Here is a 22151-nt window from a genome sequence, read left to right as displayed (position 1 = left end):
TTCTTGTGGCTGTAACCATCAGTTCACGTAGACACACCAAATGTTTCCGTGCTGTTGCTTGTGAATACTTTCACGAATCCAGCCGAAGTCAATGGTGTTCATCGACACGTGTGCAATATCACTCTCCGTGGCCCCTTGCGGGAGGGGGGTGGTGCACCCGCGTCCGTGCCAATGTTCTATGCTACGCCGGTTGTTCGATTATTGCCGTTATGTTTCCGCAGCTAGTGGCGTAGATCGCATTCTGGCGCATCAGGGCGTGACATCGGGCACCCGACTATTGCCGTCAGCCTGCGCGTAATCGGAATTTCATCTGACTCCCGGGTCAGGAAGCACCGAGGTCGGCGGCGTTGTCGACGCCGACGGCCGGCCGTCGGGTCCGCCTCTCGGAGTCGCGGCGACCCGTGGGGCGAAAGGGGAGGCGCGACCGCGGATCCGGAGATGTCGTCAGGGGGCGACGACGTCGAGGACGCCCTCGCGATGGGTGAAGCGAATCGACGTGAACTCTCCCACGTAATCCCCGTCCATCTGGACGTCGATGGGCTCGTCGGCGTCGAACTGTACCCATTCGACGTCGTCGTCCCGGATCAGGTGGGGTGCCCTGGGCTCGCGATGGGTGAGCAGGCGGGTCGCGAGTCCGATGTTGCGCATCACCCCCGTCGAGGTCGCGGCGAACACTCCGAGTCGGCTCGTGAGGTCGGTGTGGGGATTTGTCCTGATCTCGTGGTTACCCAGAAATGTCCACGGCGTGGTGTTGCTCACGAAGGCGAAACGCACACCGTCGACCGGGTCGTGCCCGTCGAACCGCACCCGGAAGGCGGGTTGATTCGACGATCCGCGCACGAAACAACTGATCGTCGTCCAGAGGTAGCGGCCGGGTGTGGCCGCCTTTCCCGAGTGGCGTTTGTCCTCCATCGCGTGGACCACGACGGCATCCATACCCATGCCCGCGTTGAACAGAAACCATCGAGTATCTGTGTGCCCCAGTCCGATTCGGTGAATCGACGACGCGTCGAGGAGATCGATGAGTTGGCGTGTCGCGCGCAACGGATCCGAATCGACGCCGAGTGTGCGCGCGAACACGTTGGCGCTTCCGCCGGGGATGATGGCCAGCGCGGGGCGGGTGAGGGTGGGATCGAACTCTGCCGGAGTGCCGAGAAGGCCGTTGGTCACCTCGTTGACCGAGCCGTCGCCACCGTGCACGACGACCACGTCGTATCCCTCACGTCTGGCCCGCGCGCCGAGCTCGCCCGCGTGGCCACGATGGGTGGTGTGTTCGACGTCGACGGGTACGTGGGCGCCGAGGGTGTTGACGAGCGCGTCGCGACCCGCGGCCGTGGTCGCGGTCGCAAAGGGGTTGACGATGAGCATGACGCGCACGACTCCCGAGGATATGGGGTCGCCACGATCGCCCACCCTGCGACCCCTTGCTCCGAGCACCCCATAGTCTGGACGGGTGAGCAAAGAGCAGGGCCCAGCCGACCGACAAGGACGCTCGTCGGCACAGCGCGCCGGTCGGCCACCGGCCGGCGCGGCGTCGAGTGTGACTGCGCGCTGCCCGGTTCAACTGCGGGTGGCAGGTGCCATCACCGCGCTCGAAGGAGCGATCGCGGTGATCTTCGCGATCGTGCTGGTGATCCGAGCTGCCGCGGGACATCACGAGGCCGCCATCAGCGGATACGGCACCGCAGCCTGGTTCGGCATCATCTTCGGTGGTGTCCTGGTCGGCGGTGTCGCGCTGATGCGCGGACGGCGCTGGGGTCGGGCCATCTCGTTGGTCGCGCAGATCCTGCTCCTTCCCGTCGCCTATTACCTGTTCACGAGCCACCAGGTGGGCTTCGCCATTCCGTTGGCGATCGCGGCGGTCGTCACCCTGGTGCTGCTCTTCCATCCGGCATCGGTGCGATGGATCTCGGGCGAACTCGACGGTGCGAAGTGAGACGGGGCGGAGTGAGACGGGGCGGTGTGAGGACGGGGCGGAGTGAGCTGAGACCGCGTGAGCACAGCGGCAGAACAGTTGATGTCGGTCACACCGTGGAAATAGTGTGTGACAACCGCGTGCGCCCGAGACGCTGTGACCGGGCGGGTCGTAGAGTGAGCGCATGACGCGGATGCTGGCGGTAGCGAATCAGAAGGGTGGGGTCGCCAAGACCACCACCGTCGAGTCATTGGGCGCCGCGCTCGCCGATCTGGACGCGTCGGTGCTCGTCGTCGATCTCGATCCACAAGGGTGCCTTACGTTTTCGCTCGGGCACGATCCTGATCAGCTCGAGGCCTCGGTGCACGACGTACTCCTCGGTGACGAGGAGATCGCCGATGTCCTCCTCGACACGTCCGACAACGTGACACTGCTGCCCGCGACGATCGACCTCGCGGGCGCAGAGGCGTTGCTGTTGATGCGACCGGGGCGCGAATACGCGTTGAAACGCGCGCTCGCCGAAGTGGCCGAGGATTACGACGTCATCCTGATCGACTGCCCGCCCTCATTGGGTGTTCTCACGCTCAACGGTCTCACCGCGGCCGACGAGGTGATCGTCCCGTTGCAGTGCGAGACCCTCGCGCACCGCGGCGTCGGCCAGCTTCTGCGGACGGTCAACGAGGTACAGCAGATCACCAATCCCGGCCTCACCATGCTCGGTGCCGTGGCGACGCTGTTCGACGCCCGCACCACGCACAGTCGGGACGTGCTCTCCGACGTCTCGGACCGTTACGACCTCCCGGTGCTCGATCCGCCGATCCCGCGCACGGTACGTTTCGCCGAGGCGTCGGCGTCCGGAGCGTCGGTGATGCGAGGGCGAAAGAACAAGGGCGCCAACGCATATCGCGACCTGGCCGAGAATCTCTGGAAGCACTGGGAAGCAGGCGAGGAGGTCCGGACCTTCGACCCGAGCTGACCTGGACTCCGATCACACGGGGCGGGACTATGGTCAGTCGGCGCCTGTGGTCGGTTGGCGTCGGTGGTCAGTGGGCACCTGTGGTCAGTTGGGGTCGGTGGACACCAGCGCGCGGATGGTCGAGCCGTGTTGTTCGACGACCTCGTTGCCGATGACCCGAAGGCTCGTGGTGGCGGTTGCGTCGTCGCGGGGGAAGCCGATGGTGCTCGTCTCGCGCCCGGTCGCCGGGTCGCGGACACTGATGCCCGCCCTCGTCGGGAGGAGGAGTTGCCCCGCCATGGTCTCGCCCGGCCCGAGGGTCTGCGGTACCTGGTAGATCGGTCGCATCGTCTGCCCGTCGAGGACGATCGTCGCCGATCCGGTGAAGAAGGTGACCAGCCCTTCGCTGGTCAGCGCAACACTGTCCGACGGCGGGGAGACAGGCCCCTGCACGGTGCTCACCGGGCCGGGTGCACCGTCGGAGTCGAACCCGCGGATGGTTGCGCCCTCGGGCCGGACGTCGCCCCGCCCCGAGGTCGTCGACGGGTCGGCTCCGCCGTCGTAGACGGCAATCGCCGAGGTGCTCATGGCCACCACCACCGGTGGCGGCCCCAATGCAGTGTCGGTGATCAGCGACGACCCGTACTGCTTGACCTTCTCGTCACTGTCGAGCACGGCACCGAGGACCGTGAGGCGATAACCGGGGTCGTTCTCACAACGTTCGATCACCGCGACGCGGTCGCCGCTGACGGACCCCGAGTACAACCTGCAGTCCACGCGACCGGGTTGCGTCCCGGGCTTCACCGGTGCGCTCACGCGGCCGTATTCGATCCCGCGCACCAGGTTCGATCCCCATGTCTCGAGGCGCCGATCGCCGAGGGCGAGCACGTAACCCGAGTCGGCGACGAGCGTCATGTTGTCGTCCGCGTCGGAGGTGCGTGCACCCTTACGCTGTCCGGTCGACGAGGCCAGCGCGGTGACCTCAGAGCATCCACGCGAGTTGCGGTACGCCGCGAGCACCTCGTCGCTGCTCGACGGCCAGGCCGCGACCGCCGAGCACAACGAGAGGTTGCGTTCGTATCGCCACAGTTGTCGCCCCGTCGTCGGATCATGCCCGACAACCGTGCCGTGATCGGCTGACACGACGACCGACCTAGAGACAGCGGGAACGGTCGTCGCGCCCGACTGAGCGGTCCACGCGACGCGCAGACCGCGCGGCACGGCCGTCGCGGGTGCGACCTCGGGTGCAGGCGCCGACGCCTGGGCGCTGTCGGCGTGGCGGACGGGACTGACCGACCACACCACGACACTGACCACGATGACGACCACGACGATGACAGCGGTCACCACCAGGTCGACGCGGGTGCGTCGTTCAGGGGCGATACGTCTCACGGGCGCCCCGCGCGCGGATTGATCACCTCAGTACCGGATCAGTTGACGCCTAGTCGGCGGTGGCGGTCGCCGGTGCAGCGTCGGATCCGTGGTTGGCTGCGGAATCGCCTGCTGTGCGGTTGGCCCCACCGCGACGGCGGCGTCGCCTGCGGGGCTTGTGCTCGCCGGAGTCGGCCGACCCGTCAGCAGAGGTACCGGACGCGTTCGCCCGGCCGTTGTCCTTCGGATCGGTTGCCTGTGATCCGGTGCTCTCGCCTCTGCTCGCGCCGTCTGCGTCAGCGCTAGCCGTGCCGGTGGATGCGCCCGACTTCCCGCCTCGCGTCCGACGACGGGTGCGTGAGCTCGCGGTGCGCTCGGCACGTGGTCGACGTTCGACCCGCTCGCCTTCGGGCCGTTCGCGCTTGGGTGCCGCAACCCGGCCCGTCGCCGATTCGGGGATGCCGAGTTCGTCGCGCAGGTGTTCCGACGTCGAGTAGGTCTCGGCGGGCTCGGGAACGCCGAGTTTGAGTGCGGAGTCGATGAGTTCCCAGCGGTGCAGTTCGTCCCAGTCGACGAGCGTGATGGCGATACCCGTGCGACCGGCGCGGCCCGTGCGGCCGATGCGGTGCACGTAGGTCTTGTCGTCGTCGGGGCACTGGTAGTTGATGACGTGGGTGACGTCGTCGATGTCGATGCCGCGCGCGGCGACGTCGGTGGCGACGAGCACGTCGATGTCACCGCTACGGAACTTCTTGAGTGCCTTCTCCCGAGCCACCTGCCCGAGGTCGCCGTGGACTGCTCCGACGGAGAATCCGCGCTCTGCCAGGTCGTCGGCCACCTTCTGTGCGGTGCGCTTGGTTCGGGTGAAGATCATCGTCGCGCCGCGACCCTCGGCCTGCAGAATGCGGGCGACGAGTTCTGCCTTGTCGAGGGCGTGGGCGCGGTACACGTACTGGGTCGTGCGCTCGTGGACAGCGGAATCGTTGGCGTGCTCTGCGCGGATGTGCGTCGGTCGCTGCAGGAACGTGCGAGCCAGTGTCACGATCGGACCGGGCATCGTCGCGGAGAAGAGCATGGTCTGCTTCTGCTCGGGCAGCGCCGACATGATGCGTTCGATGTCGGGTAGGAAGCCGAGATCGAGCATCTCGTCGGCCTCGTCGAGCACCAGTACGCCGACCTTGCCCAGGATCAGGTGCCCCTGCTGGGCCAGGTCGAGGAGGCGGCCCGGGGTACCGACGACGACGTCGACTCCTGCCTGCAGCTCCGCGATCTGAGACTCGTACGGGCGACCGCCGTAGATGGATGCGATCTTGAGCGGGCGTTTCGTGCCGTCGGGAAGGGTCACGACGAGGTTCTTGGCTGCGATCTCGAGGTCGCCGGTGACCTGCACGCACAGCTCGCGGGTTGGCACGATCACCAGCGCGCGAGGTGTGTTGTCGAGGGGACGTAGGCCGTTGGCCTCCGCGTGCACGAGACGGTGCAGCAGCGGAACACCGAATCCGAAGGTCTTGCCCATGCCGGTGCGTGCCTGGCCGATCAGATCGTTGCCTGCGAGAGCGAGCGGGAGGGTGAGTTCCTGGATCGCGAAGGTGTGGGTCTTGCCGTCGGCGGTCAGGGCGTCGACGATGTTCTGGTCGACGCCGAGCTCGGCAAATGTGGGGGAGGAGTGGGTGTCGTCGACGATGGTCGTCTGCACGCCGGGTTCTGTCATGTTTTCTTGTGTGCCTTTCGCATCTGTTCCAGCACGCACGAAAAGGCTCCACTGAGAAGGTCACCCCGATCATGTCGGCGATGACATGCGGTTCTCCGCATATCCGGAACAGTCCGGCCTGCGAAGGCGTGGGCTCGATGAGTGCGCGCGCAATGTCTGGTGCCCCGCGGTCGGTGGCCGTTTATCTCGCTGCCTGCGTTTCCGCGGTGTCGCGGTGACGGTATCGGTTCCGCGCGGACGAGTCCGGCGTGCCGACATGTCACGTTCGCGTCAGTGCACCGTTGTCAAGTGTACTTGGTGAAGAGATCGAGCCCCGCCTACCATCGCCTCATGTCGTCTGCTGCGCCCTCCTCCGAGCCCACTTCCGGACCGTCGTCCACCACGTCGATCGATCCGGAGGACCCGGCGATCGGCAAGCTCTACTCGGTGCTGCTCGCGGGCGAGTTCGCCGCGTTCCACCGCCTGATCGAGGAGTCGGCGATGGCGCCCGACGTCCAGGGACGCATCAACATCGCACGCATGGTCGCCTCGGAGATCGCCCACTTCGAGAAGCTCTCGGAACAGGTGAGTCGTTGTGGCCTCGACCCGGCGGAGGCCGTCGTGCGCTACAGCGCGGTGTTCGACGAATACCATCGCGTCACCAATCCCAAGACCTGGTACGAAGCACTGGTGAAGGCGTACATCGCCGATGGTCTGGCAGCCGATTTCTATGCAGAGGTCTCGGGTGCTCTGCCACCCGCACCGCGCGCGGTGGTCGCCGAGGTGATGTCGGCGACGGGCAGCTCGTCGTTCGCCCGCGACGAGGTGCGCGCAGCCATCGACGCGAACCCCGCACTGCGGTCGCCGCTGACGCTGTGGGGGCGGCGACTGCTGGGCGAGGCCATCACGCACGCGCAGTGGGTGCTCGCTGCCGAGGAGGAGGTCACCGGCCTGCTCTTCTCGGGCGCGGCATCGTTGCAGGGCATGGCAGGGTTCTTCGACGTCGTCGCCGACCGGCACAGCGCGCGCATGGCCGACCTCGGGCTCGGCTGAGACGGCACAGCGGCGCCCGAGGCCGGGTTGGTTCGCTGTCGGTCGGGTTAGTTCGCTGTCAGCGGAGCGGGTGTCCGCGGTCGGCGGCACTGCACTAGCCTTGTGCCACAGGCTCTGCGGCGCCCGAGTGATCGGGCGCTGGTGTCTTGGAAGGCCCCGTCGCGCGAGTCCCGCGCGGCATCGACCACGGAAGGGTGGCCATGTCCGTCGAAGTGAAGATCGGCATCACCGACAGCCCGCGAGAACTGTCCATCCAATCGACCCTGACCGGTGACAAGGCGCTGGCGACCGTGGAGTCCGCGCTCGCCGGCAAGGAGTCACTGCTGACCCTGACCGACGACAAGGGCTCTCGGTTTCTCATTCCCGTGACCAAGATCGCCTACGTCGAGGTGGGGAGTTCGGAAATCCGACGCGTGGGTTTCGGTAGCTGACAGCGAGAGCCCCTGGAGCTATTCGGCCGTGGCCGGCTGGCTCTCGGGGGCCTGCTCGGCCGCTCCGATCGCGCCCGGCTCGCCGTGCTTCGGTACGTGCGACAAACCGCCCCAGAGCAACGCGACCGTCGTGTCGACCGCTTCACTCTTCGCGATGGGCCGTTTCGCCTCGAGCCAGTACCTGGCGTTCACCTGACTCGCGCCGACGAGGCCGGCAGCCAGCATCCGTGAGCGATACGGGTCAAGGCCGGAGTCGTGCATGACCAGTCCGTACACGGCGTCGACACATGCCTCCGTGGCTCCCTCGACGCGACGGATCACCGCCGGATCCATGGCGTCCGAGGAGAAGATCAACCGGAAGCCCGAGTTGTCCTCGTCGATGAAATCGAAGAATGCCTCCACCGCGGCACGTACGCGCTGTCGGTTGTCGGTGGTCGTGAGCAGTGCGTTGTTCACATCGGTCACCAGCTTTTCCGCATGCGAATCGACCACCGCGATGTAGAGGTCCAGTTTTGATGGGAAGTGTTGGTACAGAACGGGTTTGCTGACCCCGGCATGAACCGCTATCTCGTCCATCCCCGCCGAGTGGTAACCCCTCTCGACGAAGATCTCGCTCGCGGCGTCCAACAACTGTCGCCGCCGCGCGCTGCGAGGCATACGGGTCCCGTTTCTGGTGCCCGATGACGAGGCGTTGGCGGCAGGTGGCATGGATACAGGGTACTCGGGGCTCCGTGCGACGTGACCGGGGTCGCACCAAAGTCGCCTACCGGGGCGTCGTGTCGATCGCGGACGGACAGGTGGGTGCTGTTCGCCTCCCCGGATTGGGCGGGTACCTGTGAGAAAGTTGTCCGTGTGAGCCACACAGACAGTGGGCCGGATCGGTCGGGGGACGACGTGTCGACTCGTCGGGATGACGCGGGCGCCGGATCGGGGCGTCGGGTCAGGGCGGGGAACGCGGGTCGGGGTGCGGGACGTGTCGAGCAGCGAGCCACCGGCGCTTCCGCCGCCGACACCACCCGTATCGAGAAGATCCGGACCGGCTCGACGCCGACGTCGTCGGGAGGGCGGCCGAGGTCGCGTCCGCTTCCCGACCAACCGCTGCGCGCCCGCTGGGACCCCACCGACGACAACGGCCGCGCCCGGGTCGACCGCGACGCCCAGCCCGAGCGGAAGAAGCAGAGCTCACTCGGCCGGTTCGTGTCGACCTACGGGTGGCGGGCATACGCCATCCCGGTTCTGATCATCCTGACGATCGTGCTGATCGTCGTCACCGTGCGCGACGACGGATCGACAGCGGATGCGTCGAGTTCCGACGTGACTCCTGCCGCGCAGCGCAACACCGACGTCACCAAGGAGACCACGCCCGTCGGTGCGCCGACGGCGTCGATCACCGACGTGTCGCTGCCCGCGGGCACATTGCCCGACGGAGGTCCCTACACCCAGCAGGGAAAGAAGACGTTCCATGCAGTTCCAGGAACGTCGAAGCAGATCGGGACCGGACCGCAGGTGTACACCTACACGGTCGAGGTCGAGGACGGCGTCGCGCCGTCGGACTTCGGTGGGGATCGCACCTTCGGCAAGATGGTCGACGCGACACTCGCCAACAGCCGTAGCTGGATCGGTGACGGCAAGGTGTCGTTCCGGCGGATCGACTCCGGTGACCCCGACCTGCGCATCTCGCTCAGTTCTGCCGGAACGGCCAGGGAATTGTGTGGCTACCAGATCAAACTCGAGACGTCGTGCTTCTATCCGCCCGACAAGCGTGTGACCGTCAACGAGGCCCGCTGGGTGCGGGGGGCTCTGTCCTACGAGGGCGACGACGTGGCGTATCGGCAGTATTTGATCAATCACGAGGTCGGCCACGGCATCGGCTACGAGCACCACGAGCCGTGCAAACACAACGGAGCCCTGGCGCCGGTGATGATGCAGCAGTCGTTCGGCGTCGCGAACAGCCAGATCATGGCGCTCGACCCCGACATGCAGGCCGACAAGGCGCTGGTGTGCAAGCCGAATCCCTGGCCCTTTCCCGACAAGTGATCGCGCTCTCGCGACGTTCCTCCCCGTGACGACGATGAGGCAGGAATGGCGGCAGGGAATGCCTGTGCACCGCGGACCGTTGCCAAGGTGAGTCGAAAACACACCAGACGGAGGCGTCGTAGTGTCCTTGCCACCGCTTGTCGCGCCCGCGGCAGAACTGTCCAATGACGAAGTCGCCCGCTACAGCAGGCATCTGATCATTCCCGATGTCGGGATGGACGGGCAGAAGCGTCTGAAGAACGCCAGAGTGCTCGTGATCGGTGCAGGTGGCCTCGGGTCTCCGACGTTGCTCTACCTCGCCGCAGCAGGCGTGGGCACCATCGGCATCGTCGAATTCGACGTCGTCGACGAGTCCAACCTGCAGCGGCAGGTCATCCACGGGCAGTCCGACATCGGCCGACCGAAAGCCGAGAGCGCACGCGATTCGATCCAGGAGATCAACCCGTATGTCACGGTGAACATCCACGACGAACGACTCGAGCCAGAGGGCGCGATCGAGTTGTTCTCCACCTACGACCTCATCATCGACGGCACCGACAATTTCGCCACGCGCTACCTGGTCAACGACGCCGCTGTGCTCGCACACAAGCCGTACGTGTGGGGATCGATCTACCGCTTCGAGGGCCAGGCCTCCGTGTTCTGGGAGGATGCCCCCGATGGTCGCGGCATCAATTACCGCGACCTTTATCCGCAGGCTCCGCCGCCCGGGATGGTTCCCTCCTGCGCCGAGGGCGGCGTCCTGGGCATCCTGTGCGCATCCATCGGTTCGATCATGGGTACCGAGGCGATCAAGCTGATCTGCGGGATCGGGGAACCACTCCTCGGACGCCTGATGGTCTACGACGCTCTCGACATGACCTATCGCACCATCAAGATCCGCAAGGATCCGGAGGGCGAACGTATCACGGGGCTGATCGACTACGAAGAGTTCTGCGGGGTCGTCTCCGACGAGGCCGCCCAAGCGGCCGACGGTTCGACACTCACCCCACGCGAACTCAAGGAGCGGATCGATTCCGGCGAGAAACTCGCGCTGATCGACGTCCGCGAACCCGTCGAGTGGGACATCGTGCACATCGACGGCGCGACGCTGATCCCGAAGGGCGACATCCTCTCGGGCGCGGCACTCGCGGAGATCCCGCAGGATCGTCCGACGGTGCTCTACTGCAAGACGGGTATCCGCTCGGCCGAGGCACTTGCCGCGTTGAAGCGTGCGGGCTTCGCCGACGCCACCCATCTGCAGGGCGGCGTGACGGCGTGGGCCAACCAGGTCGACAAGGAACTGCCCGTCTACTGAGCCTCCGGGTGGACCTTCCGGCCCGGTCATCGTCACCCGTCCGTGGAGCGGTGTGCGAATGATCGAGCGGGAATCTCGCGCAGAACGCTTTGATCAGGGTCCGCGTCGCTGCGGCCGATAGTGCGGTGTGCTCGGTAATCTCTGCAGACGTGCAGAATCCGCAACCGCCCGATCACGTGCTCAACACGTTCGGGCTCACCGCTCACCCGCCCATCGCGATGGGCGACACCTGGGTGGGCGGGTGGCGGGTCGGCGAGGTGGTCTTGTCCCTCGTTCCCGACCACGCTCGCGCAGCGTGGTCGGCGTCGGTCCGCGAGAACCTGTACGTCGAGGGCCTGCGGATCGCGCGACCGTTCCGCGCCACCGACGGCCGCTATGTCGTGTCCGGCTGGCGCGCAGACACCTACATCGCGGGCTGTCCCGAACCGCGCCACGACGAGGTTCTCGCGGTCTGCGATCGGCTCCACGAAGTGCTCGCCGACCTCGAACGCCCACGATTCCTGCTGCAGCAGCCCGCGCCGCCGCACACCGACGTCGACGTGTTCGCCGCGGCCGATCGCGCCGCGTGGGAGGACGTGCCGCTACGGGCCGCGCGTGCCGCGGGCATGAGTGAACCGACCTCCGAGGACGGCAAGCGCAGCGTCGACATGCTCAAGACCCTCGCGACCCTGCGGAAACCCGTCGACGTGCCGTCACAGGTCGTGCACGGTGATCTGTTCGGCACCGTCCTGTTCGCGGGTGCTGCCGCACCGGGTATCACCGACATCGTGCCCTACTGGCGCCCTGCGGCCTGGGCGTCGGCGGTGGTCGTCGTCGACTCGCTCGCATGGGGCGGAGCCGACGACGATCTCGTGGAACGTTGGGCAGATCAGCCCGAGTGGGCCCAGATGATGTTGCGGGCCACGATGTTCCGACTCGCGGTACACGCATTGCATCCGCGCTCGACCGCTGGCGCGCTGCCGGGACTCGCCCGCGTTGTCGACATCGTGCGGATGATGCTCTGACGCGTCCGTTCGGCCGTCGCGGCATCGACATGCGGGTCGAACCGCCCGATGTGTGTGCTGCAGCACCCGCATTCGTCGATTCCACGCACGTTCAGCGAGCATCACCGCGTCGGCACGGCCCACCGGCAGTCGCGCAGCACGACGCGACCGTCGCGCATCGGAACGCCCTCCGCGCGTAGCCGTTCGAGCTGCCGCGCCGCGAGATGTGGCGCGGGCCGACCCGATGCCGGCACGACCCGATGCCACGGGAGGTCGGCGGTGTCGGTGCGCATGATCCATCCGACGATGCGCGGCGACGGGAGGTCCGCCGCGGACGCGAGATCGCCGTAGGTGCTCACCGAACCCTCGGGGATCGCGGCGACGAGGGCACGCACCCGTTCGATGTCGGCGTCGGTCACCGCCGCCATGCGACTGTCACGCCCCGTCGGTGATCAGCCGCGCGCACAGGTCGGGTTCGAGAAACGGCACCATGTGCCCGCAGTCGACGTGGTGGACCGCGACGTCCCCGTCGCGCTGAGTCGTGCACGCGTCGACGAACGCCTTCGTCACGAAGGGCGGATCGACACGGTCGGCGACGACGAGGTGTGTGTCCACGCCTGCAGGCGGCAGGACGAACGGTCGAGCCAGCTCACCCCATGCTGTCGCGGTTGCGGGCTCACTGATGCGCCAGCCGACTCGTCCGTGCGGCCGTTCGACGAGGTGCTCCTCGAGTTCGCGGTCGAGATCGTCGGCCGGGACCTCCGACCAGCCCTCGGCGAGCTTCGTGGCACGCGCGGCGCCGGCGTTCGCATAGTCCCAGTTGTCGAGCGTGTCCGTGGCGGCTTCGAGTGCGAACACCGGGTTGAGGCCCTGCGCCGGGTCGAGCAGGACGAGTCGACGAATCCGGTCGGGCATGCCGACCGCGAGGCGCGTCGCGATCGCGCCACCGAACGAGTGCCCGACGAGCACGAATCGCACCGCGTCGCCGAGATGCATCGCCACGACATCGGCGACGGCTTCGACGTGATCGTCGATTCCCCACGGTGGCCGCCACGGCGACCTCCCGTGTCCGAGGAGGTCGGGCGCGATCACCCGAAGCCCGGGGATACGGGTTTCGCAGAAGTGTTCCCACCGTCGGCCGTGGCCTGTGAGACCGTGCAGCGCGACGACCGGCGTGCCGTCGGGCGGACCAAAGACGTAGGTGTGCAGTGGTGCCATGCAGACATCATGCCTCGCCGAGTGCACGCCACCGTGCGCGCCACACCCCGACGTCGTGGCCCGGTGGGAAGTCGCGGGATCGTGTGTCGGGGGTGCGTGATTCGATGGACTCGTGGTTCGACGACAGAGCGAACCGGACCGGTCCGGCACGCAGCACTCCCGCACGCAACATTCCCGCATGCAACATTCCCGCAGGCAGCAACCCCGGGCCGAACGACAGCGGGGGCCTCGGGGCGGGGGCATGGGCGGGGGCACGGCCCTGCGCACCCACCTCGTCTCGTCGACCACCGTCGACGGTGCGCACAACGGCGACGGCGCCGCACCGAGAAGCTGGCCTGCCGACGTGCAGGCCGTCATCGACGGTGCCACGCCTGCCGAGGACGACGGCTCCGGATGGCGACCCTGGCGTGTGCACGGCGGCCCGGGTACCGGCAAGACCTCCCTCGTGGTCGACGCGGCCGTCGTGCGGCTGCTCACCGACGGCACCGATCCGGAGTCGATCCTCGTACTCGCGTCGAGCAGACGCGCAGCGGTCTCGCTACGCGAACAGATCACGCGACGGGTACTGGCCTCGTCCGGCGGGTTCGGGACCGGGGCCGGCGGTGCACTGCGTGAGCCCCTCGTGCGCACGGTCCACTCCTACGCGTTCGCCATCCTGCGGCTACAGGCCAACGCCCACGGCAATCCGCCACCCCGACTGATCACCGGTTCGGAGCAGGACGTCGTACTGCGTGAACTCCTCGCGGGCGACATCGAAGACGGTGCCGAATACTGGCCGACGCTGCTCCGTCCCGCATTGGGTACCGATGGATTCGCGCAGGCGCTGCGCGACCTCATGATGCGCGCGGCCGAGCGTGGGGTCGGGCCCGAGGAACTCGCGGCGCTCGGACGGACACACCGTCGGCCCGAGTGGGTGGCGGCTGCGCGGGCGTACGCGCAATACGAGCAGAACATGCTGTTACGCGGTGCCGTCGGTCTCGCGACCCCCGGTGCGTCGGCGCCCGCGGTCGACGCCGCGGAACTGGTCGGCTCCGCGCTCTCGGCGTTCGCCACCGATCCCGACCTGCTCGCCGGTCAGCGCAACCGCATCCGCCATCTGATCGTCGACGACGCGCAGCATCTCGACCCGCAGGCCGCTGAGCTCGTGCGACTCGTCGGTACGGGAACGGAGTCGACGATCATCGCCGCCGACACCGACCAGTCGATCTTCGGATTCCGCGGCGCGAGTCCCCGGTTCGCCGACGGACTCGCCGATACGGGTTCCGAACGCGACATCGTCCTGATCGAGAACGTGCGCTCCCGACCCGAGATCGGCCGTGTGGGGCGCGCACTGGCCGCGCGATTGCCAGGCGCCCGTCCGCACCCCTACCCACGGCCGGCGTCGGTTGCGGACGCCGACGCCGAGTCCGACGGTGCTGCCGCCTCGGTGCGGGTGTTCTCGTCGGCGGCCAAGGAGGCGACGGCCATCGCCGACCTGCTCCGGCGTGCGCACCTCTTCGAAGGCGTTCCGTGGTCCGACATGGCTGTCATCGTTCGATCGGTTCACCTCGCGCTGCCCGCGCTGCGGCGGGCATTCCGATCCGCGGGTGTGCCGTTGTCGACGCCGACGTCCGACCTGCCGATCCACCGGCAGCGTTCGGTTGCGGCGCTGATGACGGTGCTGCGCGCGGTCGCGGCACGCGGTGAGCACCCCCGTAGCGGCGACGCGTCGTCCGACGTGACCACGTCATCCGACGACATCTTCTCCATCGACGACACCGTTGCGTTGTTGACCGGCCCGGTCGGTGGCGCCGATCCCGGCGCGATGCGCCGACTCCGTCGCGGCATCCGCAGATGCGACGAGAAGGCCGAGCGCGCTGCGGCCTCCGCAGGCGGCCCATCCGGCGACGATGCCGCGGTTGCGCGGGATTCGCTGACGTCCCTGCGTGACGCGCTGTTCGATGACGAGGTCGCGCAGCGCTACGTGCGCGCGCTCTCGGACACCGAGGCCGCACCGTTGCGCCGGGCGCTCGACGTGATCGCGGCGGCCCGTCGGGCAGATCTCGCCCGACGAGGTGTCGAGGAGACCCTGTGGGCTGCGTGGCAGGCCAGCGGGCTCGAGCGTCGGTGGGTGGGCAGTGCGATCCGCGGGGGACCCGCCGGTGAGCAGGCCGACCGCGACCTCGACGCGGTGATGGCGATGTTCGAGGCTGCGGGCGACTTCGCCGACACGCTCCCGTCGGCCGGGCCCGCGGCGTTCGTGCACTATCTGAGCCAGTTGCAGATCCCGCGTGACTCCCGGACCCCGACCGCGGCGGCCGATGCGGTGACCGTGTTGTCGGCGCACGCCGCAGCGGGCCGCGAATGGGAGGTCGTCTCAGTGGCCGGCGTGCTCGACGGACTGTGGCCCTCGTTGCGGAGCCGGGGCAGTGTGCTGGCCACCGCCGAGCTGATAGACCTCCTCGACGGCGTCGCCCCCGAGGGGATCGACGTGGTCACCCGCGGAGCCGGCGCGCTCGCAGACGAACGGCGCCTGCTACTCGTGGCGTGTACCCGCGCGCGGCGTCGACTTCTGGTCACCGCGGTCGAGGACGGCAGCGGCGACGCGTCGCCGTCGAGGTTCATCGCCGAGATCGCCTCCGCGCTCGGCAGCGAATCCGACGTCGCCGACTCTGCGCCGCAAGCACTCGACGGTGTTCCGCTCGATCCCGGCGTCGACCGCGTGCTGTCGCTTCCGTCATTGGTGGCGACACTGCGTTCGGTCGTGGTCGCGGGTGCTGGCGGCCCCGAACCCGACGAGCGCACCAGGGCGGCAGCAGAACTCCTCGCGACACTGGCTGATTCCGACATCCCGGGGGCACACCCGCGTGAGTGGTTCGGACTCGGTCAGGTGAGCAGCGACGCTCCGCTGTGGCGTGCGGACGACGGGCCGATCACGCTGTCGCCGTCGAACATCGAGAGCCTGAGCAGATGCTCGTTGCGCTGGTTGCTCGAGCGAAACGGCGGACGCGACGGCGACGCGACACCGGCGATCGCGGGCAGCCTCGTGCACACGCTCGTGCAGGCGGTCGCAGGCAACATCGACCCGGCCGAGGTGACCGGCGCACTGCGCGACATCTGGGAACGCGTCGACACCGGTGCGGCGTGGTACTCGGCGCACGAGCTCGCCCGCGCCGAGGACATGTTGACCAATTTCCGCGACTGGTTACGCGTGTCGCGCGACGACCTCGACGAGCGGGGCGTCGAGTCGGCCATCGATGCGACTCTGCCGGGCGTCGACGACGATCCGTCCGTCCGGCTGCGCGGTCGTGTCGACCGCCTCGAAGCCGACTCGGCCGGCAGGCCGGTCGTGGTCGATGTGAAGACCGCGAAGACGGCGGTGTCGCGGGCCGACGCCGAGGAACACGCGCAGCTCGCCGCCTACCAGGTGGCACTCGCACATGGCGGCGCGGCGCAGTTCCCTCCCGGGTCGGACGGGACTCTCGAGCCGGGCGGCGGGCGACTCGTGTTCGTCTCAGCGAGCAACGCGTCGACCGGAGCGACCGAACGTGTCCAGCCCCCGCTCACCCCCGAACTGCTCGACGAGTGGATCGCGGTGGTGCGGTCGGCCGCCAAGGCCAGCGTCGGGCCGGTGTTCGACGCGACGCCCAATCCCGGCTGCGGACACTGCGCGCTGCACACGAGCTGCCCTGCGCAGCTGCGTGGGAAGGCGGTGATCGATGACTGACCCCGACATCTCGCGCACACGCGTCTCGGCGACCTCGCTGGCCGCTGCGCTCGGACTGCCCACGCCGACCGCCGAACAGGTCGCTGTCATCGAGGCTCCGCTCGAGCCGTTGCTCGTGGTCGCGGGTGCGGGTGCGGGCAAGACCGAGACCATGGCGTCGCGGGTCGTCTGGCTCGTCGCCAACGGACTCGTCGCGCCTGACGAGATCCTGGGACTGACGTTCACACGGAAGGCGGCCAGTGAACTCGGGGTGCGCATCCGGCGTCGTCTGTCGATGCTGGCGGGCTCGCCCGCGCTGGTCAACTGGGACCCCGACGGCGTGCTGGCTGCCCGGCTGCGCTCCGCCGATCCCGAGGTGAGCACCTATCACGCGTACGCGGGACGACTCATCGCCGACTACGGCTTGCTGCTGCCCGTCGAGCCGAGTTCGACACTGCTGAGCGAGACCGAGCTGTGGCAGCTGGCGTTCTCCATCGTGTCCACGTGGACGGGGCCGCTGCACACCACCAAGGTGCCCTCCGGCGTGACCGAAGCCGTACTGCGGCTGCACGGCGAGATGGCGGAGCACCTCGTCGACCTGGACACAGTGACCGCGTGGGGCGACGACCTGCGGTCGATGGTCGACACGCTGCCGCCGGGGCCACGGCAGCACGCAACGCCGAGCAGGGATCTCGTCAGGATCCAGGAGGTCATCGACGAGCGTCGCGAACTGCTGCCGATGGTGGCGGCGTTGCGGGCGGCGATGCGCGAACAGTCGGCGCTCGACTTCGGCAGTCAGATGTCTCTGGCTGCGCAACTGGTGCAACGCAATCCGGAGGTCGCCGCGGCAGAGCGGCGGATGTTCCGTGCCGTGTTGCTCGACGAGTACCAGGACACCGGGCATTCGCAGCGGATTCTGTTGAGCACACTGTTCGGTGGAGGTTTCCGCGCGACAGCGGGATCGACAGCGAAGAACTCGAGCGGTGCGCAGAGCCCGACCATCGCGGTCACGGCGGTCGGTGACCCGATCCAGTCCATCTACGGTTGGCGTGGGGCGTCGGCGGCCAACCTGCCACGATTCAGCGCCGACTTCCCGCGCGGCGACGGTCGACCGTCACAGCGACTCGAGTTGCTGACCAGCTGGCGCAATCCGTCCCACACCCTCGACCTGGCGAACCGTACGTCGGAGGAGTTGCGGCGCAGAGGGATTCCGGTCAGTGTGCTCCGCCCGCGACCCGATGCCCCGGCAGGCACCGTGTCGATTGCCCTCACCGACACCGTCGTCGACGAACGGGCATGGGTCGCCGACCACATCGAGCGCCACTACCGCGACGCCGAGCGAGCCGGCACCGATCCGCCGACCGTCGCGATCCTGGTGCGACGCAACGAGGATTCGGCGCCGCTGGCGGCCGAACTCGAGAGTCGGGGCATCCCGGCCGAGGTGATCGGCATCGGCGGTCTGCTCCACGTACCCGAGATCGAGGACGTCGTCGCCACCCTGCGGTTGATGGCCGACCCGATGGCGGGGACGGCCGCGATGCGCCTCCTGACGGGCGCGCGGTGGCAATTGGGTGCAGCCGACATCGCCGCGCTCTGGCGGCGAGCCACCAACCTCGCAGCCGAGGACTTCGCGGCGTCGGGTGGCACGGTCACCAGTCGTGAAGAACTCGACGCGGCACTCGACGCCGTGCTGCCGACCGAGGTCGTCGACCGTGCCGGCATAGCCGACGCGCTCGTCGACCCGGGCGATGCCGACGCCTATTCACCGCAGGGCTATGCGCGCATCCGTTCTTTCGGTGCACAGCTCGAAGCGCTGCGCCGACGTATCGGGCAGCCGCTACCGGAGTTGGTCGCCGACGTCGAGAACACGATCGGCGTCGGTATCGAGGCGCAGATCCGCGCACGTCGCATGCGCGGCGCCATCACGGGTCGCGAGCATCTCGACGCATTCGCCGAGTACGTCACCGCGTACGCGGAGCGGCAAGGCGCGAATCTGCCGGGCCTCCTGGCTTTTCTGGACACGGCCGAGACCATCGAGAAGGGCCTCGAGCCCGGCCGCATAGAGGTCGCCGAACAACGCGTGCAGATCCTCACCGTGCACGCGGCGAAGGGACTCGAGTGGGACGTTGTCGCGCTGCCGCATCTCGCCGCGCGGATCTTCCCCGGCGGGCGTGCCGACACGACGTGGATGCGCAGCGCCAAGGAACTCCCCGGGCCGCTGCGGGGCGACCTGGCGGAGCGCGGCACGGGGGAGGGATTCCCGACTTTCGACGTCAGCGGTGCGATCACCAACCGTAAAGAACTCGCCGAGGCGCTCACGCTGCACAAGGAGGCCATCGACGAGCGTCGGCTCGAGGAAGATCGTCGTCTGCTCTACGTCGCGCTGACGCGCGCACGCCAAGATCTTCTCGTGTCCGCTCACCACTGGGGTGAGACCGGCGACAAACCGCGCGGCGGATCGGAGTTCTTCGACGAGCTGGTCGCCATCGTCTCCGACGCTGTCGACGATCCCGCCGTCGATTCCGACGGCCTCGCGATCGACCAACTCGCGCCGCCACCTGACGACGGCGCGACGAATCCGTTGGCCGAGCAGGTCGTACGTGCGCAGTGGCCCGCGGATCGCCTCGGCGGTCGGCGCGAAGGGGTCGACGCCGCGGCGCGGCTCGTGCTCGATGCGATCGCGGCCAGAGATGCCCCGGCACTGTTCGACACCCCGGGCGGCGAGGTGTCCGGTATGCGAACGGCGGAGCAACCGACTCGCGCGGGCGACGGCGCTGCGGACAACGATCCACCGGCGGACGAGGGTGAGCACTCCGAGATCGCCGCATGGCGTGCCGAGGTGGATGCGCTCCTCGCCGAGCACAATCGGGGTAACCAGGCTGTCGTCGACGTCGCGTTGCCGACGCACCTGTCGGTCAGCCAGCTCGTCGAACTCGATTCCGACGAAAGGGAATTCGCCCGACGCCTGCGCCGCCCGACGCCGTTCCGGCCCAATCCGACGGCGCGGCGTGGCACGGCGTTTCACGCCTGGGTGGAGCGGTGGTTCGGTGCGACCCGACTGCTCGACATCGATGAACTCCCGGGCGCCGCCGATTCCTCGGCGTCACCCGACGCCGACCTCGATGCGCTGCGCGAGGCGTTCCTCGCGTCGCCATGGGCCTCGCGCACTCCCAGCGAGGTGGAGGTCCCGTTCGAGACCGTCATCGGCGACACCGTGATCCGTGGCCGTATCGATGCGGTGTTCGCGGAGCCCGACGGTTCGTGGGTCGTCGTCGATTGGAAGACCGGTGCGGTGCCCGGCTCTCGGGGCGACGGATCGTCGAAGGCCGCCCCCACGGGTGCGCAGCGTGAGTCCGTCGACATCCAGCTCGCCGCGTATCGACTCGCATGGGCACAGCTCGCGGGTGTCCCGGTGGACCGGGTCAGAGCCGCCTTCCACTACGTTCGGCACAACTACACGCTCGAACCCGACGTGTTGCCCGACCACGACGACCTCCGCGCGCTGCTCGCGCGAGAGTCGGAGCACTGATACGCCCGGCCGATGCATTAGATTCACACCCTGTGAAGCAAAGGTGGTTGCGCTGATGCCCGGACGCGGATTCCGTCGTCGTTGGCGCGGTGACGACCTGTCCGAGGGGCCCGATTACGCGCTCGTCGGCGTCGTCCGCATCCCCGAGCTCAAGCACAGTCCCGCGCGCGCGATCGGGCGTCGGGTCATCTTCGCGGTCGTTGCGCTGTTCTTCACCGCCGTTCTCGTCTATGTCGATCGCAGCGGGTACCGCGACGTCCAGGAGAACCCGCTCTCGTTTCTCGACGCGTTGTACTACTCGGCCGTGACGCTGTCGACCACCGGTTACGGCGACATCACACCGTTCACCCCGTCGGCCCGATTGATCAACCTGCTGATCATCACCCCGCTGCGCGTGCTGTTCCTGATCGTGTTGATCGGAACGACGCTCGAGGTGCTCACCGAGCGGTCCCGCCAAGCTCTCAAGATCCAGCGCTGGAGGAACAACTTGCGCAATCACACCGTCGTCATCGGGTACGGCACCAAGGGGCGCACCGCGGTCGACGCCATGATCGGTGACGGCATCAAGCCGTCGGAGATCGTCGTCGTCGACAACAACCCGGGAGTCCTCGAGCACGCGGAGGCCGACGGGCTCGTGACGGTCCGTGGCGACGCCACCAAATCCGACGTGCTGCGGCTCGCGGGCGTCGCCCATGCGTCCAGCATCGTGGTGGCTGCCAACCGCGACGACACCGCGGTGCTGGCGACGCTGACAGCCCGTGAACTCAACCCGCGTGCCAAGATCGTCGCGTCGATCCGGGAGTCGGAGAACACACACCTGATGCGGCAGTCGGGCGCGAACTCGGTGGTCGTCTCGTCGGAGACCGCCGGCAGGCTCCTGGGGATCGCGACCATGACGCCGTCGGTCGTCGAGGTGATCGAGGACCTGCTGACCCCCGACGCCGGATACGCCATCGCCGAGCGCGAGGTCGACCCGACCGAGACGGGCGGTTCGCCCGCGCACACTCGTGACATCGTGCTCGGCGTCGTCCGAAACGGTGTACTGCATCGCGTCGACGACAGCGAGGTCGAGCAGATCGAAGCGGGCGATCGACTGCTGTACGTGCGGAAGGGACCCGCCGACTGACGGAGGGGTCCGGCGGGGGCCCGCATGCTCGGTGCGCTGCGACCCACCGCGCATGCGCCCCGGCGTGCCTCGAGCGTCGCGATCGGGGTAGAACAGTCGCATGGGCGCCTTTGTCTTCGACCAACCGCCGCTGCTGTCCCGGGGCACGTTCGACCGTGCCGACGAAATCCGTGACGAACCCGACCGGATGGTGGCCGGCTGGCCGACCGCACGTGTGCTGCCCGTCGACAGGGGCGGTCGCTATCCGGTGGACGCCGACGGCGCGCTGCGTTGGGCCGACGCGTCGACATTCGGTGATCGGCCACCGACCGACGCAGTCTTCCTCGCACACACCGACACCGATCTGTGGACCATCAGGGTCGACGAGCTCGACGGCAAGACCGCCGACCCGCGACGTGGTGCCACCCGACTCGACGCTGACGAGGCGGGGCTGCTCGCCACCGCGCTCGGCATCCTCAACTGGCATGCGACAGCGCGGTTCTCGCCGGTCGACGGCTCGCTGACCGTGCCCGCGCGCGGCGGCTGGGTGCGTCGCAATCCGGAGACCGGTGTCGACGAGTTCCCGCGCACCGATCCCGCGATCATCACCGTGGTGCACGACGGCGCCGACCGTATCCTGCTCGGTCGTCAGGCCGTCTGGCCCGAGCGCTGGTATTCGACGCTCGCCGGATTCGTCGAACCAGGAGAGTCGTTGGAGCAGTGCGTGATACGGGAAGTGCACGAAGAGGTCGGCATCACCGTGCACGCGCCGCGCTACCTCGGTTCACAACCATGGCCGTTTCCCCGGTCGCTGATGCTCGGGTTCTCCGCACTCGGCGACCCGGACGAACCGCTGCGATTCCTCGACGGCGAGATCGGTGACGC

The 22151-nt window shown here is 68.1% G+C and carries 18 protein-coding genes; 11 read left to right on the top strand and 7 right to left on the bottom strand.

The window, feature by feature from the left end; genetic code table 11:
- Window positions 1-444: 444 nt before the first annotated feature.
- Window positions 445-1368, bottom strand: coding sequence for a diacylglycerol/lipid kinase family protein (locus GOOTI_RS17530; RefSeq protein ID WP_007239956.1), 924 nt, complete (start codon window positions 1366-1368; stop codon window positions 445-447).
- Window positions 1369-1540: 172 nt separating this feature from the next.
- On the opposite strand from GOOTI_RS17530, the gene GOOTI_RS17525 reads away from it, so the two are divergent.
- Together GOOTI_RS17525 and GOOTI_RS17520 are read left to right on the top strand one after the other, a co-directional pair.
- Complete coding sequence (locus tag GOOTI_RS17525) at window positions 1541-1936, top strand: hypothetical protein (protein WP_051998006.1); 396 nt, start codon at window positions 1541-1543, stop codon at window positions 1934-1936.
- A 163-nt stretch (window positions 1937-2099) separates the two neighbouring features.
- On the top strand, window positions 2100-2891 hold the full coding sequence (locus tag GOOTI_RS17520) for a ParA family protein (protein ID WP_007239954.1): 792 nt from the start codon (window positions 2100-2102) through the stop codon (window positions 2889-2891).
- An 84-nt stretch (window positions 2892-2975) separates the two neighbouring features.
- On the opposite strand, the gene GOOTI_RS17515 is transcribed toward GOOTI_RS17520, so the two are convergent.
- The gene (locus GOOTI_RS17515) at window positions 2976-4262 is read right to left on the bottom strand and encodes an Rv3212 family protein (RefSeq protein WP_007239953.1); all 1287 of its coding nucleotides are present in this window, start codon (window positions 4260-4262) and stop codon (window positions 2976-2978) included.
- A gap of 49 nt (window positions 4263-4311) precedes the next feature.
- Window positions 4312-5952 (bottom strand): DEAD/DEAH box helicase, encoded by a 1641-nt coding sequence (locus GOOTI_RS17510; protein WP_007239952.1) that lies wholly within the window; start codon window positions 5950-5952, stop codon window positions 4312-4314.
- Between the two features lie 330 nt (window positions 5953-6282).
- Between GOOTI_RS17510 and GOOTI_RS17505 the strand changes: the two genes are divergently transcribed.
- On the top strand, window positions 6283-6984 hold the full coding sequence (locus tag GOOTI_RS17505; RefSeq protein ID WP_007239951.1) for a ferritin-like fold-containing protein: 702 nt from the start codon (window positions 6283-6285) through the stop codon (window positions 6982-6984).
- 200 nt (window positions 6985-7184) lie between these two features.
- Window positions 7185-7415 carry a DUF3107 domain-containing protein gene (locus GOOTI_RS17500; RefSeq protein ID WP_039994290.1) on the top strand — a complete coding sequence of 77 codons (231 nt, stop codon included), beginning with the start codon at window positions 7185-7187 and terminating at the stop codon, window positions 7413-7415.
- An 18-nt stretch (window positions 7416-7433) separates the two neighbouring features.
- Here the strand turns inward: GOOTI_RS17500 and fasR are convergent, their stop codons facing one another.
- The gene (fasR, locus tag GOOTI_RS17495; protein WP_007239949.1) at window positions 7434-8123 is read right to left on the bottom strand and encodes an HTH-type transcriptional activator FasR; all 690 of its coding nucleotides are present in this window, start codon (window positions 8121-8123) and stop codon (window positions 7434-7436) included.
- A 144-nt stretch (window positions 8124-8267) separates the two neighbouring features.
- On the opposite strand from fasR, the gene GOOTI_RS17490 reads away from it, so the two are divergent.
- The 3 genes from GOOTI_RS17490 (at window position 8268) to GOOTI_RS17480 (ending at window position 11750) form a co-directional block, all read left to right on the top strand.
- Window positions 8268-9452: a DUF3152 domain-containing protein gene (locus GOOTI_RS17490; RefSeq protein WP_373279032.1), complete on the top strand. Its 1185-nt coding sequence runs from the start codon at window positions 8268-8270 to the stop codon at window positions 9450-9452.
- Between the two features lie 121 nt (window positions 9453-9573).
- Window positions 9574-10746, top strand: a complete 1173-nt coding sequence (moeZ, locus tag GOOTI_RS17485; RefSeq protein WP_007239947.1) for an adenylyltransferase/sulfurtransferase MoeZ — start codon at window positions 9574-9576, stop codon at window positions 10744-10746.
- A gap of 149 nt (window positions 10747-10895) precedes the next feature.
- The gene (locus GOOTI_RS17480) at window positions 10896-11750 is read left to right on the top strand and encodes a TIGR02569 family protein (RefSeq protein ID WP_007239946.1); all 855 of its coding nucleotides are present in this window, start codon (window positions 10896-10898) and stop codon (window positions 11748-11750) included.
- A 101-nt stretch (window positions 11751-11851) separates the two neighbouring features.
- On the opposite strand, the gene GOOTI_RS17475 is transcribed toward GOOTI_RS17480, so the two are convergent.
- From GOOTI_RS17475 to GOOTI_RS26525, 3 genes are read right to left on the bottom strand one after another with little or no spacing between them, the layout of a single operon-like run.
- The gene (locus GOOTI_RS17475) at window positions 11852-12157 is read right to left on the bottom strand and encodes an MGMT family protein (protein ID WP_007239945.1); all 306 of its coding nucleotides are present in this window, start codon (window positions 12155-12157) and stop codon (window positions 11852-11854) included.
- Window positions 12158-12164: 7 nt separating this feature from the next.
- Entirely contained in the window at window positions 12165-12947 is a 783-nt protein-coding gene (locus GOOTI_RS17470) for an alpha/beta hydrolase (RefSeq protein WP_007239944.1), read from the bottom strand.
- 7 nt (window positions 12948-12954) lie between these two features.
- Complete coding sequence (locus GOOTI_RS26525) at window positions 12955-13134, bottom strand: hypothetical protein (protein ID WP_039994289.1); 180 nt, start codon at window positions 13132-13134, stop codon at window positions 12955-12957.
- Between the two features lie 54 nt (window positions 13135-13188).
- Here GOOTI_RS26525 and GOOTI_RS17460 point away from each other — a divergent pair, with 54 nt between their 5' ends.
- The 4 genes from GOOTI_RS17460 to nudC form a co-directional block, all read left to right on the top strand.
- A complete protein-coding gene (locus GOOTI_RS17460; protein ID WP_007239943.1) occupies window positions 13189-16653 on the top strand; it encodes an ATP-dependent helicase in 3465 nt (1154 codons plus the stop codon).
- Window positions 16646-20161 (top strand): ATP-dependent helicase, encoded by a 3516-nt coding sequence (locus tag GOOTI_RS17455; RefSeq protein ID WP_007239942.1) that lies wholly within the window; start codon window positions 16646-16648, stop codon window positions 20159-20161. Before GOOTI_RS17460 ends, GOOTI_RS17455 begins: the two co-directional genes overlap by 8 nt.
- Before the next feature lie 55 nt (window positions 20162-20216).
- Window positions 20217-21287, top strand: a complete 1071-nt coding sequence (locus GOOTI_RS17450; protein ID WP_007239941.1) for a potassium channel family protein — start codon at window positions 20217-20219, stop codon at window positions 21285-21287.
- Between the two features lie 100 nt (window positions 21288-21387).
- A partial coding sequence (gene nudC / locus GOOTI_RS17445) for an NAD(+) diphosphatase (RefSeq protein WP_007239940.1) occupies window positions 21388-22151 on the top strand: 764 nt, incomplete at its 3' end.

Origin of the sequence: Gordonia otitidis NBRC 100426, assembly GCF_000248075.1 — a bacterium.
Taxonomy (GTDB): Bacteria; Actinomycetota; Actinomycetes; order Mycobacteriales; family Mycobacteriaceae; genus Gordonia; species Gordonia otitidis.
The sequence above is the reverse complement of the archived record's forward strand: the minus strand, read 5'-3'. Positions and strand labels throughout refer to the sequence as shown.

Coding starts and splice junctions, on each gene's coding strand:
- GOOTI_RS17450 (WP_007239941.1), top strand. CDS start 20,217: ATGCCCGGACGCGGATTCCGTCGTCGTTGGCGCGGTGACGACCTGTCC.
- GOOTI_RS17460 (WP_007239943.1), top strand. CDS start 13,189: ATGGGCGGGGGCACGGCCCTGCGCACCCACCTCGTCTCGTCGACCACC.
- GOOTI_RS17505 (WP_007239951.1), top strand. CDS start 6,283: ATGTCGTCTGCTGCGCCCTCCTCCGAGCCCACTTCCGGACCGTCGTCC.
- GOOTI_RS17475 (WP_007239945.1), bottom strand. CDS start 12,157: ATGGCGGCGGTGACCGACGCCGACATCGAACGGGTGCGTGCCCTCGTC.
- GOOTI_RS17455 (WP_007239942.1), top strand. CDS start 16,646: ATGACTGACCCCGACATCTCGCGCACACGCGTCTCGGCGACCTCGCTG.
- GOOTI_RS17520 (WP_007239954.1), top strand. CDS start 2,100: ATGACGCGGATGCTGGCGGTAGCGAATCAGAAGGGTGGGGTCGCCAAG.
- fasR (WP_007239949.1), bottom strand. CDS start 8,123: ATGCCACCTGCCGCCAACGCCTCGTCATCGGGCACCAGAAACGGGACC.
- GOOTI_RS26525 (WP_039994289.1), bottom strand. CDS start 13,134: ATGTTGCATGCGGGAATGTTGCGTGCGGGAGTGCTGCGTGCCGGACCG.
- GOOTI_RS17500 (WP_039994290.1), top strand. CDS start 7,185: ATGTCCGTCGAAGTGAAGATCGGCATCACCGACAGCCCGCGAGAACTG.
- GOOTI_RS17510 (WP_007239952.1), bottom strand. CDS start 5,952: ATGACAGAACCCGGCGTGCAGACGACCATCGTCGACGACACCCACTCC.
- GOOTI_RS17530 (WP_007239956.1), bottom strand. CDS start 1,368: ATGCTCATCGTCAACCCCTTTGCGACCGCGACCACGGCCGCGGGTCGC.
- GOOTI_RS17470 (WP_007239944.1), bottom strand. CDS start 12,947: ATGGCACCACTGCACACCTACGTCTTTGGTCCGCCCGACGGCACGCCG.